This is a genomic window from Ensifer oleiphilus (assembly GCF_013371465.1).
Classification (GTDB): Bacteria; Pseudomonadota; Alphaproteobacteria; order Rhizobiales; family Rhizobiaceae; genus Ensifer; species Ensifer oleiphilus.
Window position 1 is genome coordinate 38,317 of the sequence record NZ_JABWDU010000011.1, and the last position, 17,650, is coordinate 55,966.

Genomic DNA, 17,650 nt, shown 5'->3' on the forward strand with positions numbered 1-17,650 from the left:
CAATGATAAGTCGCGACCAAAATTTGGTCATTGATCGGCATCAAGTGTGCGAACCGATGTCTCTAGCCGACAACCAGTGGCTCTGATTTTCTTTTCGTCAGCTTGTAAGCGAGACGACCGGTCAAAATCCCTCGACGACGCTCTCCAGCATCGACCGTGCTCGCATGGTCGTCTCCAAAAGCGTTGGATTGCCAAACGCTTGCATCGAGGCGATAGAATCAAGGCGGCAACTTCGCCGTCTCCGGCAGCCTGTATGATGACGTTGCACGGCAACATAGTCCCGACCTTACCCTCGATGTTAAGCGCCTCATATGCCATGCGCGGGTTGCGGGCGCCGAGGATTCGGTAGGGACGGAATTCCACGTCGATTTTCTTCAGCGCCTCCTTGACGTCGATTTCAGTGATCATGCCAAAAACGGCAGCCTTCAAGGCGCCTATCGTTCGCTTTACCGCTTCGTCAAAGCCGTATGACAACGTTTTTGCGAATTAGTAGCTCATCGGACTTCCTTTCATCGGTTCTCGTTGATGCATTGCTACATGCTTCAGAAATTTAACTCGACCGAAATGCGCGCTATTCACAGGTGTCCATCGATGCTCCGGTGCGCGTGCAATCAAGCTGCAATAATCTGGCCCGCGCCTCTGTAGATCATGTCCCAGCGACTACGAAGATCAGTGAAGCGAACAATCTATTGAGCAAGCTTGCGATGAGTACGCCGCGGATGCGATCCGGCTCAGGGACCTCAAATGTGCAGTATTCAGAGCGTGCACGCAGGATCCTGACGTGTCTGCGCAACGACGACGCGCCGATTGCAGGTTGGCCCAGGATCTCTGCCAGGCGAAGTCCTTCAGACGCAATTCCAGATTAACAACAGGTCATGCAAACCCTCGCGACCGGACCTCGCCAGCGTCGGCTCGGTGCTGCCCTTGACATCGTCTCGAACACTGACGACGGGTGGACCGTCTCTTATGAATTTCAGGCCTACAACAGAAAGGCCTTTGAAAGGCAATGCCATTTAAGTAGACCAGAATGCTGGGACACGTCTTCATCAAGGGATGAGCACGCCCGCTATTCGTTCAACAACCAAAAATGACACAAGCTAACCCTCCTTTTACCAGCACATTGAAGCGCATGCGCAGGTTGCGCCCTTCCGTCCTCTATCGGTTCGTCAGTATCGAGTTGATGCGCAGGCTCCCGCGCCGCAGCGAGTTCGGCCTATTGTTCGCTGGCGCTCTCGTAGGCGTTGCGGCAGGGCTTTGCGTTTCTACCATGACCTTCATCGCTCACACTATGCACGCCGTGATCTTTCGGCTGGAACCCGGCGAGCGGCTGAGCGGTGCGGCCGTCGATGAAAAGGCTCTGATTTTCGTCGCACCGATTGTCGGGGGTGTCCTTCTTGGCCTGTTACTCTTCGGGCTTTCGCGATGGCGCAAACGACCGCTGGTAGACCCCATTGAGGCCAATGCGCTGCATGGCGGCCGGCTATCGCTGACAGACAGCTTAATCGTTGCTGCGCAGAACCTCCTTTCCAATGGCTTCGGTGCCTCGGTCGGTCTGGAGGCTGGTTACACTCAGGTCGCCTCGGGCATTGCCTCCAAGTTCGGCAGCAAATTGAAGCTGCGTCGCTCGGACATGCGCATTCTCGTCGGATGCGGCGCGGCGGGGGCCATCGCGGCCGCTTTCAATGCGCCCCTAACAGGCGCCTTCTATGCCTTTGAACTGATCATCGGAGCCTACACAATCATATCGCTTACCCCGGTTGTCGTATCGGCGCTAGTAGCCAACCTCGTTGCGCGGCTGCTGGCGGCGAGCGACGCAGGCATAGACGTAGGCAGCGTCGGTAGCATCCTTCCGGCCGATTACGTTCCTGCACTCGTCCTCGGCGTAATCTGCGGTGGCGTAGGCATCCTCCTCATGCAGGGTGTCGCCTTCATCGAGGAGATAGCGCGCAAGAGCTTGATTCCTGGCTATTTGCGCCCGGCCATCGGCGGAATAATCGTCGGACTGCTCGCCATGGTCAGTCCGCAGGTCCTATCAGGCGGGCATGGCGCACTTCACATTAATTTGGAAAACGATGTCCCGGTCCTGGGCGTACTCGGCCTCTTCCTGCTAAAGGCGATGGCATCGGCCATCTCGATCGGCTCAGGATTCCGCGGCGGCCTCTTCTTCGCCTCTCTGTTTATGGGCGCTTTGCTCGGCAAGCTCTTCTCTTTTGCAGCGCCCTATCTCGGCCATACCACGTTGGAGCCGGCGAGCTACGCGGTCGTGGGCATGAGTTCACTCGCCGTTTCTATCATCGGCGGTCCGCTGACCATGACCTTTCTTGCATTGGAAGTCACCGGCGACTTCCCGATGACGGCCCTCGTCCTCGCCTCGGTCATTACTGCGTCATTCATCGTGCGCACGCTGTTCGGCTATTCCTTCGCGACATGGCGGTTCCATCTGCGCGGCGAGACGATCCGAAGCGCGCACGACATCGGCTGGATCCGAAACCTGACAGTCGATAAGATGATGCGAGCGGATGTGCGCACCGTGCACGCTGACATGTCCGTGAAGGGCTTTCGGGCCGAGTTCCCCATCGGTTCAACGCAGCGCGTGATCCTAGTTGAGGAGACCGGAAAATACGCCGGCATTGTCCTCGTGCCCGACGTGCACGGAAACCTCGTCGAGGGAGAGAACGAAGTCGCGCCGATCCGCAGCTTTGCCAGGCATAGCAACGACATCCTCTTGCCCAACATGAACGCCAGGCAAGCGGCGGCGCTCTTCGACGAAACAGAAAGCGAAGCCCTTGCCGTCGTCAGTGACTTGATCGGCCAGAATGTGATCGGCCTCCTGACGGAAAGCCACACGCTGAGACGCTACAGCGAAGAACTCGACAGGAACAGGCGGGAAGCTACCGGCGAGCTGTAGTGCTGACGGCAACTTTCGTGCTGCGGCAGAGCACCAAAAGGCTTTCCTTCAGTTATCGTGAGATTGGCGTCCGGAAATTGACAATCCTGAAACAGCATTGCAGCTCTTGAGGGCTTGCGTTCTCCTCCGGGTAGTCGGTTAGAAGCCCGTAAGGAGAATAGAGAAGGCCAACATTCGATCCGGATCAATGATCAGTGGCGCATATGCTTCGTATCGACTGATGCTGGTATCGAAGACGTTTAAATAGTTGACTACCAATGAAGGCAAGCACGGACTGGCCCAGCACCAACGAACGATTTGCCCCTGTCCGGCTATGCCCAAGAGGCGGGACGGCTCAGCAGGATTAATGCGTAGCCTTCAAGGGCCTTATCCGAAGGGTTGCCCCACCCGTGACAGCTGTGTGGAAACTGGTTCTTCCTCGTCGAAGTAAAAATCGTCGCCCTCGTCATCCGCTTCGACCTCGAACAATGGATCGCCGGGCGGCGACACGTAGCGTTCGCCTGCCAGCATTTCGCGAAGCAGCAACAGCTTTCCGAACAGCTCGTCAATGGTCACGATCCGGACATCCTTGAACTGGCTGCCCCCTGAACATTAAAGGGGCACAGATATACGGTAGGCGACATGCCTCGACATATGATTTCCGGCATCATCCCAATGCGTGTTGGCTTCCTGCATAGTCGTAGGCTATCGCGGCCTTGAACTGATTGGTACTTTCCACGATCATTTCGCGATAGGTGTCGGGCGACACAGTTCGGTCTTCGACCCGCGTCAACCCTCGTGATACAGGCACCAGCAAATCGCCAGGGCGGATACCGCGTAGTGAATGTATACTTGCGACATCACCTCCCTGAGCGCCGAGGCCAGGCGCAAGTATGATTGAACGTGGCAGAAGATGCCTCAGACGCCTACCTTCATTGGGAACAGTTGCTCCGATCACTGCACCAATGGGAGATAGGGTGGCAGTATGGGGAGGTGAAAAGCTCCCGATCAAATCCGCCACACGATCCGAAATCAGTCTGTTCCCTGCCATCTTGTCCTGGATCCAGCCTGCGCCTGGATTGGATGTTCGGCACAGCACGAACAATCCTTTTCCGAAACGGGTCGCACATTCAACGAAAGGATCCAGCGTATCGGGGCCCATTAGCGGGTTAATGGTCAAGCAGTCGGCCTCGAAATCGCCGCTTCCACCATCTGCGAGAGGTGTCAGATAGGCACGAGCGTATGCGGTGGCCGTTGCACCTATATCTCCCCGTTTGGCGTCCAGAATGACGCCGATGCCGGCCGCCTTTGCCCTTTTCATTCCAGCCGAAAGCGCCTTTAGACCGGCGAGCCCGCCAGCTTCGAAATATGCAGCCTGGAACTTTACGAATCCGACATGTCCCTCGACGGCATCCAGCATCCCTGATGGTCGGCGGCGCCCTGATGGGCATGGATATTCGTCTTTGCGCGCCGCAAAGCTGCTGGCCCGATCCGGACCTTGTCACGCAATGCAGGTCGATCGCTGAAACCACAGGCGCTCGTATCACCCTGACAGAGAAACACGCGGAAGGGCTTGAGGGCGCCGACTTCGTCTATACCGATGTTTGGGTGTCCATGGGCGAGCCAGATGAGGTCTGGGAAGAGCGGATTGCGCTTTTGTCGCCCTATCAGGTCAACAAAGCCATGATGGAGAAAACCGGCAACCCTTACGCCAAATTCATGCACTGCCTGCCGGCCTTCCACAATCGCGACACCGAAGTCGGCGAAGCTACTTTCCAGAAATTCGGCATCGACTGCATGGAGGTGACCGAGGACGTCTTCGAATCCCGCGCTTCGGTCGTCTTTGATCAGGCGGAGAACCGGATGCATACGATCAAGGCCGTCCTCGTGGCAACGATGGGGTCTTGAGATGCTCGTCGTCGTCGCCTTGGGCGGGAACGCCCTTCTCCGTCGTCACGAACCGATGACGGCTGCCGCACAGATTGCCAATGTGAAAATTGCGGCGGTTGCGCTGGCCGATCTGGCGCGAGACCACCAGATCGTGTTGCCCATGGCAATGGCCCACAGGTTGGGTTGCTGGCCCTTCAGGGTGCGGCCTATGACCCGGCCAAACCCTGGCCATTGGATGTGCTGGGCGCGGAAACCGAAGGCATGATCGGCTATCTGATCGAACAGGAACTGATGAACGCGCTGCCGGATGGCTCACACTGCGCCACCCTGCTGAGCCGGGTCGAAGTGGACCCGGCTGATCCTGCCTTCAACGCACCGAGCAAGCCCATCGGTCCTTTCTATTCGCCGGAAGAGGCCGCGCAAGCGCAGAAAGAACACGGCTGGACACTCGTCACCGAAGTGTCCGGCGGACTTCGCCGCGCGGTCCCCTCACCCTTGCCGCAGAGAATAATAGGGCTCGACGCCATCAAGGTCCTGCTTGGTGCGGGCCAGACGGTGATCTGCGCCGGGGGCGGCGGCGTTCCGGTTGTTCAAAATTCGAATGGCGACATGCAGGGCGTCGAAGCGGTGATTGACAAGGATCGGACGGCAGCCCTGCTGGCCCTGGAGCTCAAGGCGGACGCACTTCTGTTGCTAACCGATGTGACCGCCGTTTTTGAAGATTATGGCGGCCCCGACCAACGCGCGCTCGGCGCGACGACAGCGGACGCACTTGACGGTCTTGATCTGGCGCCGGGCTCTATGGGTCCGAAGGTTGCCGCCGCGTCCGATTTCGCCAGGAAGAGCGGCAGGTTCGCTGGCATTGGCCGGCTGAGTGATGCCCGCGCCATCCTTGAGGGACGTGCCGGGACGCGCGTCATGCAGGACACAACCAGTTCCGCCTATCTGAGAAGCGGCCCGGTGTGATCGAGATAGACTGGGTCAAACTCGGCAAACTCCGTAAGCCGACTATAGGAATCGAAAGTGACGAACCCATCGCGGAATGTGACCATTCCCGATTCCCGCAGCGTTCGCAGCACCCGGTTGACGTGGACGGCGCTCAGCCCAAGTGCATCAGCCAGAAGATATTGTGATAGGGGGCAGGCAAAGCCAGCCTTGCTGCCCAAGCCCACGAGCGAAAGTCGGGCGCCCAGTTCCAGCAGAAAATGCGCCATGCGCTCCGCTGCGGCTCGACGTCCAATGTCAATCAAATGTTCGACCACCATCGCCTCATCACGCGATGCGGCCCAAAAGACTGCAGTTGCCAGCCTGGGAGTTTGCGAAAACGCATCCAGCAGGTCGGCCACGGTAACCTCCGTCACCTCGATATCAGTGATCGGCTCGATACTGTGGTCCGACATGTGCAACAAAACACTGCGCAGCCCCAGAAAGTCACCGGGTATCTGGAAATCGACGATCTGTCGCTGCCCATCCTCAAGGATTTTGTAGGAACAGGCCCAACCAGAAATGAGAATGTAGGCAGCCTGATCCAATTGCCCCTGATGAACAAGATCGCGCCCCGCAACAAACGTGCGCCGACGTTTGTGCAGCGCATCCAGGACGGAGAGTTCGGTGCCTGACAAGGCAACGAAAGCACCTAGTTTTCGAACAAGTGGTGTCTTTTCCAAACGCTGACCAATCTTCGGAGCAAGCCAGACGCCTAGCATGGAAATCTGACCAGCAACTGATGTCGATCAGCACATAACGCCCGATAGTCTGAAAAGTTGCCTGATGTGCCGCCTGGAAATCGTTAGGGCGCGCTTAGGTCAAGAAGGGCCATCTCAAAATGTCTGATCATGCCACCCATTCCGGAATTGCAGCGCTTTCGATTTGCGAGGCTCTGCTTCTCGCGCTCAACGATGCCAAGGTGCTCCCTGAACGCGAGATCGTTGGCATTCTCCAAGACGCGGCGGCCTCGCATGAGAATGCAAAAGGCGCAACGGAGGACGTTGAAATGCACACAGCCGTTGCAACGCTAATCAATCGCATCATCGCCGGTGGAAACTCAATCCGCAGGTCGTGAGCCCGCAACCACTGTATCAACCTCCATGGCTGCGAGTGATCGTGTCCACAGTTGGCTCGTCCAACCTCCCCAGCTATCCGGGAGGGCCGAATTGTCCCAATCGCAAAATCAAGCCCTGATAGATGAGGTCCATGGATACAACGAGCCCGACCGCGCCAGTCCCTGAAACGCCGATGCATAGCGGTCTCACCGACGACGAGGCGCGCACCCGCCTTGCCGCCGAGGGGATCAATGAACTGGCCACGGCAAAGCGCCGATCGGTTCTGCGCATCGTGCTGGATGTGTTGCGCGAACCGATGTTGGCGTTGCTTCTGGCGGGCGGCGTTGTTTATCTCCTGCTGGGTAGCCAAGCAGAAGCGCTGATCCTGCTTGCCTTTGCCTGCATGTCGATCGCCATTACCGCAGCACAAGAGGCTCGAACCGGCCGCGTGCTGGAAGCCTTGCGGGATCTCTCCAGCCCACGCGCACTGGTGATCCGCGACGGAGCACGTCAGCGCATTGCGGGCCGAGACGTGGTGCGCGGCGATCTGATCGTGCTGTCGGAAGGCGACCGGGTGCCCGCAGATGCCTTGTTGATCGAGGCAACCGACCTTTCCGCCGACGAATCCCTGTTGACGGGAGAGGCAGAGGCCGTGCGCAAAAAGGCGGGTGCCGCCCAGGCCAATGTCCGACCGGGTGGCCATGATCTGCCGCAGGTCTTTTCCGGCACGCTGATCGTGCGAGGATCGGCGCTCGCGCAGGTCACTGCCATCGGCGCGGCGAGCGAGATTGGCCGGATCGGCAAAAGCCTGAGCCAGATCGAACCCGAAACACCGCATCTTCAGCGCCAGATGCATATGCTGGTCCTCGCCACAGCAGGGATCGGCATCGCTGTGAGCGTCATTGTCGTCGTGCTTTACGCGCTCTTGCGCGGCGGCTGGCTCGATGCCGTCCTGGCGGGGATCGCCGTCGGAATGGCCATGCTGCCGGAAGAGTTTCCCATGGTGCTTGCGGTCTTCATGGCGATGGGCGCCTGGCGGATTTCCAGGCGGCGGGTGCTGACCCGCCGCGCCTCTGCCATCGAGACACTTGGGGCCGCAAGTGTGCTTTGTACCGACAAGACCGGTACGCTCACCGAAAACCGCATGACGATCGCAGCATTTCGATTGGCCGATGGCACCGTTCACCCGATTGCGGCAAACGTATCTTTGCCGCCGGCGTTTCAACACCTGGCTGCGATAGGGGTCCTGGCCTCCGCCCCGGAACCGTTTGATCCGATGGAGAAAGCATTTCATGCGCTGGCCGCAGCCGATCTGCGGGCGGGCGATGCCTTGCCAGGTGTGGGGAAATTGCTGGTTCACAGCTATCCCCTGTCCCCCGATCTTCTGGCGATGTCGCAAGTCTGGCAGGTTGCGGATGGCCGGATTATCGCTGCCAAGGGTGCGCCCGAAGCGATAGCGGAACTTTGCAAGCTGCAGTCGGACCAGCGCAACGCTATCGCCGCCCAGGTCGAGGTGATGGCCCGCGATGGTCTGCGGGTGCTGGCCGTGGCTGAAGCATCCTGGCAAGCAGAATGCGCGCTGCCTGAGACGCAGCGTGAGTTCACCTTTGCCTTTGTGGGGTTGGTCGGGCTTGCGGATCCCTTGCGCGCCTCCGTTCCTGCCGCGGTGGCCGAGTGCCATGCAGCGGGCATCCGGGTCATTATGATCACATGGGATCATCCGGTCACCGCGCGCGCCATCGCCAATGCAGCGGGACTGCCGGGCGATACCGTCTTGACCGGGGACGATCTGACGGCAATGGCGGATGACGATCTCACAAAGGCGGTCACGACCGTCAATATCTTTGCGCGCATCCTGCCCGAACAGAAACTGCGCATCGTCAATGCGCTAAAGGCCAAGGGTGCCGTCGTTGCAATGACCGGCGACGGCGTGAACGATGCGCCGAGCCTCAAGGCTGCCGATATAGGCGTCGCAATGGGCGAGCGTGGCACCGATGTGGCGCGCGAGGCCGCCTCCATCGTCCTTTTGGATGACGATTTCGGCTCCATCGTGACGACGGTGCGTCTGGGCCGTCGCATCTACGACAACCTGCGCAAGGCGATAAGCTTCATTCTGGCCGTGCATGTTCCGATTGCCGGCCTTGCGCTGATGCCACTGCTCTTCGGCATGCCGCTGCTCTTCGGCCCGGTGCACATCGCCTTTCTGGAGATGGTCATTGACCCCGTTTGCGCGCTGGTCTTCGAGGCCGAGAAGGAGGAAGAGGGTGTCATGCGCCGCCCGCCGCGCAGGATCGACGAGCCACTGTTTTCCTGGCCGACAGTCGTCTGGAGCCTTCTTCAGGGCCTGATGGTGCTCGGCGCAGCGGGATCTGCCGCGTGGTTCGCACCGGGTTATGGGCTCGACCCCGATCAGGTGCGCGGGCTGGCATTTGCCACGCTGGTGCTTGGCGTCGTCGCCTTGATCCTGATTGACCGTTCCAACTCAAACTCGATCCTGTCGGCGCTCTTGCGGCCGAACAAAGCGCTGGCCGCAGTGCTGCCCGTTGTGGCTGGGCTGCTCGCACTGGCGCTGTTCTGGGCCCCGGCGCGCGAATTGTTCGGCTTCGGCGTGTTGCATGGCATCTGGCTCGCCGTGCCGCCATTGGCCGGTATCGGTGTGCTGCTGGCGCTGGAGGGGCTAAAACCGTTCTGGCGCCTGGTACTGCAAGCTCGAGAACAAAAGACGGGCCTGGCGATTGAAAGCAAAGTGGCGCAATGAGGATTGACTGGGGTAATTTCGAACAGCCCACTGCGAGGAAAGTTGGGCGGGACGATATAGGCCCGCCCGCGCCGCCCATACCGTACTGCGCGTCGGGCATATTGCGGACGGGTGAAATCAGTCCAGCCCATTGTGGTCTCCGTTCGTTCCTAAGCAAACAAACAGAATCACGACTGGCTGATTTCACTCAACTCCCCTTTTCGGTCAGGCTCTTAGCACGGCACTTTACTCGCTTTTCCGCTCGCGCGCCGAGGCGGAGTTTGCCGACAGGCTTACGTCCTCTATGCGATTTGAGTTCGGCGGGCATATCGAGAAGTCAACCGCATCATAGGGCTGTAAAAGGGAAGAACGCGGTCTGTCGGGGTTCGCAAACGGAGGGAACATCTTGAAGCGCCAACCGAACGCTAGCCCACCAGATTTTGGAGAAGGGCGGCTGGATGCGTTGCAGCGTCACGCCTTTGACTACTTCCTTCACCAAACCAATCCCGCGAATGGCCTTGTGGCTGACAAATCGCAATCGGGCGCCCCTGCGAGCATTGCGGCGGTCGGTTTCGCGCTCGCGGCCTATCCCGTCGGCGTCGAGCGCGCATGGATCACCCGCACCAAGGCGGTGGGTCGAACCCTTGCGGCGTTGCGGTTCTTCTGGACCAGCCCGCAGGGAACAGACGCTGACATGACTGGACACAGAGGCTTCTACTATCACTTTCTCGACATGACCACCGGACGGCGCGCAGGCTTGTGCGAGCTATCAACCGTCGATTCCGGCTTCCTGCTGGCCGGCATGCTCGCCGCCGCGGCGTATTTCGATCGGAACAGCGAAGACGAGCAGGAGATACGGTCGCTCGCCGACGCACTCTACCGGCGGGCGGACTGGCAATGGGCGTGCGACGGCGCCGCGACGCTGAGCCACGGCTGGACACCCGAGGCCGGGTTTCTACCCTACCGCTGGGAAGGCTACGACGAGGCTGCTCTTCTTTACGTCCTCGGCTTGGGCTCGCCAACCCATCCCCTGGCTGAGGAGAGCTACTTGGCGTGGACCTCGACCTACCAGTGGAAGGAAATCTACGGCTATGAATTCATCTATGGCGGCCCGTTCTTCATCCACCAGTACTCGCACATCTGGATAGACTTCCGGGGAATCCAAGATGCGTTCACGCGAGACAAAGGGATCGACTATTTCGAGAACAGCCGCCGCGCCACCTATGTCCAGCTAGAGTACGCGATCCGCAATCCGCTTGAATTTGTGGGCTACGGAGAAAATTTCTGGGGCTTGACCGCGAGCGACGGACCCGGATGGACGACCCGCCGTGTCCAGGGCATCGAACGCGCCTTCTTCGACTATGTCGCGCGCGGCGTACCGTACGGCCCTGATGACGGGACGGTCGCGCCGTGGGCCGTGGTGGCGTCGCTGCCGTTCGCCCCCGAGATCGTGGTGCCGACGATTGTTCATTTTCAGGAAGTCTATCCGCAAGTTGCCGGCGAGTACTGCTTTCGGTGCAGCTTCAATCTGACCTTTCAGAACGAAGCAGATGCCGACGCTGGCTGGACGTCGCCCTATCACTTCGGCATCAACCTCGGTCCTGTGGTACTGATGTGTGAGAATTACAGATCGGATTTACTGTGGCGGCTGATGCGCGCGTGCCCTTACGTGGTCACAGGACTGCGGCGTGCGGGATTCAAGGGCGGTTGGCTGTGACGCTGTTGCGGATTCAGATTGTTGAAGGCGATATTTCGGCGGAGCAAAAAAATGTGTAGGCAGTTGGCGAAGGGCCCCATCGTATTGCGCCGCAACGGCGGGCAGTCTGCGCAGTCGCCAACTCGATCGGGACCGCTGTGGCTTAGGCACGCGGCACTGATGACCATCTGCGGGAGCCATGCAAGAACCGAGACATACGGCTGATCCATCCCTTGCCTGACAATGACGCGCTCCGCGTCCGGTAGTTGCCAGGGAAGTAATTTGTTCCCCCTAAAAAGGGTTTCAGGCGGTGATTTCCACTTTGTGACGGTTTCTGTCTGGAAGCGTTAATCCGGAATCTGCGGCTCTTGATGGATTCAAAGATGGAGGTAGTCGTAAAAGCTGCACGGGATTGAACGGTTCGGAAGGATCTGGCTGCGACCACGATGGAAATGTTTAAGGATTCCCAGAGGTAGGCGCATACTGTTCCATGGCCGGCCGAAGGAACGAACATGCACTCGAGCGATGCCCGAAACAGGAGGGTGCTCCTCCGCCTTCAGCACTTCCATGTTGCTCCAACCGAAAGTACGTCATGACTCTCTCATTTCCCAATAATGCCCGCAGTTATGACGAAACCCACAGGCGCGTTCGCTTTGCCGGATACGATGGGATGTTTGAGGTCAAGTGTTTCGTTACCCTGGATGTTCTCGCCAGGGGATTATCTTTGATAACCCCGGGAGAACGAGAATATCTTGAAGCCTTTGACAAGATGCGGCCAATAATCGTGGACGCTGCGACGCGCGCGTACAACTCCAACCCGCAAGGCGCTATTGTGTTGGGTGTATCGAACTTCAGGTAAATCGTGAACGCCGCGACGTCACACGGCAATCAGCCGCTCATTGATCCCCGCGGACCCCAATGGCTAACAGCGGCGACGCGACATGATGTCGGCCAGAGCCGGCCAGTGGGGCGGAGCATGAAAGGCGGTTCGCCCTACCGCGCGAAGCTGCCGAGGTTTACACAAAGCGATGCGTAGCCGTCGGTTCGAGCTCGTCATTGTCGCCGCCATTTTTTCTTGATGGCCTTGATCGGCCCATCATCGGTCAGGTCTGCGGTCTATCTTGACTCTCGGCGCAACGAGAACACGAAAAGAACAAAAACGGTACCGACGTTGACAATCTGATAATCAGTCCACAGGTTATCCACTGCGTTATACACAGCGGAAAGGAGAAACCGTGCCCACGAGCAACGTCACCGTGCACGACCTTCAGTACTCTGGGCCAGCCGAGACTACGCTGCCGCTGGGTCGTTTCACAATGGCGATTTCACGCCACAATGGACACACCAATCGAAGATTGCCGGCATTTGCGTGAGCAGCTGGCTCTGAGTGAGAACAACGGGGCAAGAAAAGCGAAGCGCTCAGGGTTTTTCGCATAACGAATTCTCGGATGCGACGTGGGCCTATCAACGGCCGGAAATCGTCTTCCTAGACGCATGCCCTCCCTCGCCCTGAAGAGATTCGAACCGTTGTTCTTTCAGCTTCTTTTTAGTACATCAATGGCTAAGAAGGAGTTGCAGGGAGATCAACGCCAGATATGAACCTTTCCATCAAAGTCCTGCCAACGCCTGCTTTAGCTGGTCTTGCACTTCCCCCGCGAGGGAGACGAGGTCCGGATTGTTCACTGCCTGCATCGAGGCGACAGGATCGACGGCAGAGACTTCGATATGGCTTGCATCGACCTGCTGCAGGATGACGTTGCACGGCAGCATCGTGCCGATCCGACGCTCGCGCTGCAGAGCCTTGTAAGCGAAATCCGGATTGCAGGCACCGAGGATCACGTACGGAGGAAACTCCACGTCCAACTTCTTCTTCAACGTCGCCGCGACGTCGATCGTCGTGAGAACGCCGAACCCTTTTGCCGCAAGAGCCGCAGTGACGTGCTCAATCGCCTTATCCATAGGCAGCGCGATGGTCCTGCTGAAGTAATAGCTCATCGAAATCTCCTGAGTGCGCCTCGCTGTCGGCAGGTCAAAAAGCACCACAATCGCCGCCGATCAGATCGTCAGCGACGACCTTTTGCTCATCGGTCAACACGGCGTAGAGACCTTCGGTTACCGGCTTCATCGCTTTCAAGGACTCCAGCATCGCCTCCATGCCTGAAATCCGAGAGTCCATGCGCTCCGTCGCAGTACCCTTCTTCATTGTCTCGATCATGCCCTCATGCAAACCCTGCATGAGTTCGACGCGTCCGGAAACCGCAGACGCGTAGGCGTCCCAGGCCGCCTGTTGCTTCGAAGTTATGTTCAGTTCGCCCTTGAGATAGGCTGTTCGGCCCTCGGTCATTGCACCCATCTTCGGCTGGCGTCCCATTGCGCCGCCAAACCAACCGCCATCGCCCTGGAAGCCCTGGCCCATCCGACCGTGACCCATCATGCCAACGGTTGGGCACCCGCCACCCATCATTCCCATCATGCCTCCTTGGGGCTGAGCGTAGGATGGTGAGGTGAAGGATGCTCCGAGCAAGACCAAGACTGCTGCAGATATGGAGAACCGTGACATGGCGAATATCCTTTCGCACCTCCACACTGGGGTGCTGCCCCTGGATATTGGGCCAATTGGAGCGAGATGGAGCTGATCTCGATCAGCCTGGCAGATGCAAATCGCGCAATGACGCGTCACGTCGGCCGATCAACCGCTACCAATCCAACGGAATGCAGCGCTAACGTGTTTCCCATCAAAGTTGAGCGGCGCTACCCGCAAGCTCGCGGGCATCAGGCACAGACCGATCCCCCGCCATCCCTGAGGACCCTGCCGGAACGCGCCTATTTTTCCGGCCGGAACAGTCCCGCCGTAGTGGAACACATCTGCGCTTAACCGCTTGGTACTGCGACTGGACGGGGCCAGACATCACTTGATTGTGACACCAACCTCACCCAGGCGTCGTATTGCGACAGGAACACCTGTCCGGTCAGCGCTTCGAGGAAAGTGGATTTCTTCAGCCCATCCATAACTGGTCCTTTCAATTCTGACAGGTGCAGTGTGACACCCATCTCGCCGAGCCGATGATTGATAGCCTCAAGGCTTTCAAGCGCGCTGAGGTCAATCTCGTTGATCGCCGAGCACATCAGAATCACATCGTGAATCGAGCCTTCGGCCGCGAGGCGATCATAGACGTAGTCCTCCAGAAACCGCGCATTTGCGAAATAGAGGCTCTCGTCAATGCGGATCGTCAGTAGGCCGGGATCGGTCAAAACCTTGTGGCGGTGGATGTTGCGGAAATGCTGTGTTCCGGGAACCAGGCCGACTTCGGCGATATGCGGGCGCGACGTTCGATAGAGGTGCAGCCCAATGGAGAGAATTACCCCCGCAGAAACGCCTGTCTCAACCCCCATTCCGAGCGTGAAGAGCATGGTTGCCGCAACAGCGATGAAGTCGGGCTTGGAGTAAGACCAGCTCCGCTTCAGGATTGAGAAGTCGACAAGACTCAGGACGGCCACGATGATGGTCGCCGACAGGGTGGCAATGGGCAGAAAGTAAATCAGCGGCGTCAAAGCCAGGGCTGCGATACCGAGCCCGATGGCAGTGAATGCCCCTGCGGCGGGCGTTTCAGCGCCTGCATCGAAATTCACCACCGACCGCGCAAACCCGCCGGTCACAGGGTAACCCCCGGTGAAAGCCGCACCGATGTTGGCCGCGCCCAGACCGATGAGCTCTTGATCCGGATCAATTCGCTGGCGTTTCTTGGCGGCCAGGGTCTGTGCGACCGAAATCGATTCCACAAATCCGATGATCGAGATAAGGAACGCAGGCAGAACAAGCAGGCCGATCAGATCGGGTGAGAACGAAGGCAGCGTCAGCGGCGGCAACCCTTGAGGAACCGCGCCGACGATGCTGACGCCCTGCGCGTCCAACCGAAATCCCCAAACTGCCAACGTGGTCAAAACAACGGCGAAGACCGGCCCTGCCTTTGCGACCATGTCCGCCGGACGAGGACCCAGGCCGAGACGACGCAACAACGGCTTGAACCCCTTACGCACCCAGAACAGAAAGGCGGTTGCAAGCAGGCCAATGGCCAGCGTGACCAAGTTTGTCTCGCCGAGGTTTTCGACAATTGATCCGAGCAGTTCAGGAAGCGTGTCACCGCTTGCGCTGATGCCGAGAACATGCTTGATCTGGCTGGCTGCGATCAGGATGCCGCTTGCCGTGATGAACCCCGCGATCACAGGATGCGACAGGAAGTTCGCGAGAAAGCCGAGCTTGAACAGTCCCAGCGTCAGCAGCATCACGCCGGATAGTCCCGCCAGAGTCAGGGCCGCGATGGCATATCCCATGCTGCCCTGATCGGCGATCGTGCTGATGGCAGCGGCGGTCATGAGCGACACCACGGCCACCGGCCCAACCGCCAACGCCCGACTGGTGCCGAAGATCGCATAAAGGATGATCGGCGCAATCGATGCGTAAAGCCCCGCCTCGGGTGGCAGACCCGCAAGCATGGCGTAGGCCAGAGATTGCGGGATCAGCATGATCGTAACAATGACCGCCGCGAGAAGATCGCCAGAAAACGCCTGACGATCGTAGGTCCGACCCCAACGAAGAATCGGCATGTAGGCGGAAAGCGTTTTGAACGTCATGCTGTTGGACCCTGCGGTGGTTGACCGGCCGCGAGAAGAACCGCTGGTCTTAATTGATGAACATACGGATCAGGCTGCGGTGATCTTCTCAGGTTTTGCCAACCACTCATGGCCGCGCAACATCCCTCGCCAGTAGATCGGCGGCAGTATCATCTCTTTCAGGAGCCATGCGGCGCGGCTGGGCTTTGTACCGTCGATCAGGAACCTGGGGAAGCTGGGAAGCAGTTTGCCGCCATAGCCGAATTCGGCCAGCACGACCTTTCCCTTCTCCACCGTCAGCGGGCACGAGCCGTAGCCGTTGTATTGCGCCGCCGCCGATTTGCCGCCGATATCGGCAATGATGTTCTCGGCCACCACCGGAGCCTGCATGCGCGCCGCCGCCGCCGTCTTGGCATTGGGGGCGTTCATGACATCGCCAAGCGACCAGATGTTGTCAAATGTCTTGTGGCGCAAGGTTGCCTGATCCACATCAACCCAGCCTGCAGAGTCGGCGAGCGGAGAAACACGGATGAAATCGGGCGCGGTCTGGGATGGGCAGACGTGCATCATGTCAAACTCGACCTCGATCCGTTCCCTTGGCGTATCGGGCTTGGCCACGTCGAACCATGCTTTTTTCGCCGGACCGTCCACCGCGACAAGGTTGTGAAAAAAGTTCAGCGATGCGTCATATTTCTGCACGTACTCCATCAATGCGGGAACATATTCCTTGATCCCGAACAACACGCCGCCCGCGTTCATGAACTGTATGTCAATGTTCTTCAGGGCGCCGGAGCGGTGCCAGGCATCGCCCGACAGATAAAGTGCTTTTTGCGGTGCGCCTGCGCATTTGATCGGCATGGGCGGCTGGGTGAACAGAGCGCGGCCGGATTTCAGGCCCTGCACCAGTTCCCATGTGTAGGGGGCAAGGTCGTAGCGATAGTTCGAGGTCACGCCGTTGCGCCCCAGCGTCTGGACAAGTCCCTCGACCCTGTTCCAGTCGAGCTTGAGGCCGGGAACCACAATCAGCCGCCTGTAGCCCACGACCCGACACCCATCAAGGATGACGCTGTTCGTCTTGGGTTCAAAAGCCGCCACGGCCGCCTTGATCCAGTGCACGCCCTTCGGGATCACCGAACCCATAGTACGCACGGTCTTTTCAGGCTTAAAGACGCCCGCGCCAACCATCGTCCATCCCGGCTGGTAGTAATGCACATCGGCCGGATCAATGATGGCGATCTGCAACACCGGCCTGCGAGACATGAGACTTGCCGCGACAGCGATGCCGGCAGCGCCGGCGCCAACGATCACGATGTCGTAGCTGGCATCGGCCTTGTCCGTCGGGGTCTTGCCGCCATTTGCGATGCGACGCACAACGCCGCCCATGTCATAGCCTGCAGCCTTGGTCGCGCCGAGGATTTCGGGGAGGGGGCGCGAACCCGCCTCGGCGAGCGACCAGAGCGTGGCCGACCGCGTGCCGGTGCGGCAGTAGGCGAGAACCGGCCCCGGAAGGGTGCGCAACGCCGTTGCGAAAGCTTGGGTATCGGTATCGGCGACCATGCCTCCGGCAACGGGGATATAGCGCGTCTCAATCCCCACGTTCGTCGCAGCGGCTTCGATTTCGGCATAGCTCGGCTGGTCTGGGCCTTCGCCATCGGGCCGATTGCAGATTATGGCGCGAAACCCGAGGTCATGGGCCTTCGCCACGTCTTCCGGAGTGATCTGCGGACTGACCGATAGTTTCGCCGAGATTTCTTTGGGTTCCATTGGGACCTCCCTGTTCGCGACGT

The 17,650-nt window shown here is 59.0% G+C and carries 15 protein-coding genes; 7 read left to right on the top strand and 8 right to left on the bottom strand.

What is annotated here, in order from left to right; genetic code table 11:
* Positions 1–27: 27 nt before the first annotated feature.
* Positions 28–408 (bottom strand): DUF302 domain-containing protein, encoded by a 381-nt coding sequence (locus HT585_RS28560; RefSeq protein ID WP_246708003.1) that lies wholly within the window; start codon positions 406–408, stop codon positions 28–30.
* A gap of 721 nt (positions 409–1,129) precedes the next feature.
* Between HT585_RS28560 and HT585_RS28565 the strand changes: the two genes are divergently transcribed.
* Positions 1,130–2,908, top strand: coding sequence for a chloride channel protein (locus HT585_RS28565; protein WP_176356179.1), 1,779 nt, complete (start codon positions 1,130–1,132; stop codon positions 2,906–2,908).
* A 114-nt stretch (positions 2,909–3,022) separates the two neighbouring features.
* The gene (locus HT585_RS28570; RefSeq protein WP_210270608.1) at positions 3,023–3,151 is read left to right on the top strand and encodes a type II toxin-antitoxin system RelE/ParE family toxin; all 129 of its coding nucleotides are present in this window, start codon (positions 3,023–3,025) and stop codon (positions 3,149–3,151) included.
* A gap of 123 nt (positions 3,152–3,274) precedes the next feature.
* On the opposite strand, the gene HT585_RS28575 is transcribed toward HT585_RS28570, so the two are convergent.
* Entirely contained in the window at positions 3,275–3,463 is a 189-nt protein-coding gene (locus HT585_RS28575; RefSeq protein WP_176356180.1) for a hypothetical protein, read from the bottom strand.
* Positions 3,464–3,554: 91 nt separating this feature from the next.
* Positions 3,555–4,307 carry an orotidine-5'-phosphate decarboxylase gene (gene pyrF, locus HT585_RS28580; protein ID WP_176356181.1) on the bottom strand — a complete coding sequence of 251 codons (753 nt, stop codon included), beginning with the start codon at positions 4,305–4,307 and terminating at the stop codon, positions 3,555–3,557.
* Between the two features lie 23 nt (positions 4,308–4,330).
* On the opposite strand from pyrF, the gene HT585_RS28585 reads away from it, so the two are divergent.
* Positions 4,331–4,795: a Rossmann-fold NAD(P)-binding domain-containing protein gene (locus HT585_RS28585; protein ID WP_343214109.1), complete on the top strand. Its 465-nt coding sequence runs from the start codon at positions 4,331–4,333 to the stop codon at positions 4,793–4,795.
* Between the two features lie 165 nt (positions 4,796–4,960).
* Entirely contained in the window at positions 4,961–5,743 is a 783-nt protein-coding gene (locus HT585_RS28590; RefSeq protein WP_425513796.1) for an amino acid kinase family protein, read from the top strand.
* Here HT585_RS28590 and HT585_RS28595 read toward each other — a convergent pair.
* Positions 5,719–6,483 carry a Crp/Fnr family transcriptional regulator gene (locus tag HT585_RS28595; protein ID WP_176356182.1) on the bottom strand — a complete coding sequence of 255 codons (765 nt, stop codon included), beginning with the start codon at positions 6,481–6,483 and terminating at the stop codon, positions 5,719–5,721. The genes HT585_RS28590 and HT585_RS28595 overlap by 25 nt on opposite strands.
* Before the next feature lie 487 nt (positions 6,484–6,970).
* On the opposite strand from HT585_RS28595, the gene HT585_RS28600 reads away from it, so the two are divergent.
* The 3 genes from HT585_RS28600 (at position 6,971) to HT585_RS28615 (ending at position 12,111) form a co-directional block, all read left to right on the top strand.
* On the top strand, positions 6,971–9,577 hold the full coding sequence (locus HT585_RS28600) for a cation-translocating P-type ATPase (RefSeq protein ID WP_176356183.1): 2,607 nt from the start codon (positions 6,971–6,973) through the stop codon (positions 9,575–9,577).
* A 385-nt stretch (positions 9,578–9,962) separates the two neighbouring features.
* Positions 9,963–11,273, top strand: coding sequence for a glucoamylase family protein (locus HT585_RS28610; RefSeq protein WP_176356184.1), 1,311 nt, complete (start codon positions 9,963–9,965; stop codon positions 11,271–11,273).
* A 571-nt stretch (positions 11,274–11,844) separates the two neighbouring features.
* A complete protein-coding gene (locus HT585_RS28615; protein WP_176356185.1) occupies positions 11,845–12,111 on the top strand; it encodes a DUF1488 family protein in 267 nt (88 codons plus the stop codon).
* A 749-nt stretch (positions 12,112–12,860) separates the two neighbouring features.
* Here the strand turns inward: HT585_RS28615 and HT585_RS28620 are convergent.
* From HT585_RS28620 to HT585_RS28635, 4 genes are all read right to left on the bottom strand, one after another.
* Positions 12,861–13,247 carry a DUF302 domain-containing protein gene (locus tag HT585_RS28620; protein WP_176356283.1) on the bottom strand — a complete coding sequence of 129 codons (387 nt, stop codon included), beginning with the start codon at positions 13,245–13,247 and terminating at the stop codon, positions 12,861–12,863.
* Between the two features lie 34 nt (positions 13,248–13,281).
* Positions 13,282–13,725, bottom strand: a complete 444-nt coding sequence (locus tag HT585_RS28625) for a Spy/CpxP family protein refolding chaperone (protein ID WP_246707993.1) — start codon at positions 13,723–13,725, stop codon at positions 13,282–13,284.
* A gap of 398 nt (positions 13,726–14,123) precedes the next feature.
* Positions 14,124–15,884: a SulP family inorganic anion transporter gene (locus HT585_RS28630; RefSeq protein ID WP_176356187.1), complete on the bottom strand. Its 1,761-nt coding sequence runs from the start codon at positions 15,882–15,884 to the stop codon at positions 14,124–14,126.
* A gap of 69 nt (positions 15,885–15,953) precedes the next feature.
* Complete coding sequence (locus HT585_RS28635) at positions 15,954–17,627, bottom strand: bifunctional protein tyrosine phosphatase family protein/NAD(P)/FAD-dependent oxidoreductase (protein ID WP_176356188.1); 1,674 nt, start codon at positions 17,625–17,627, stop codon at positions 15,954–15,956.
* Between the last annotated feature and the right edge of the window lie 23 nt (positions 17,628–17,650).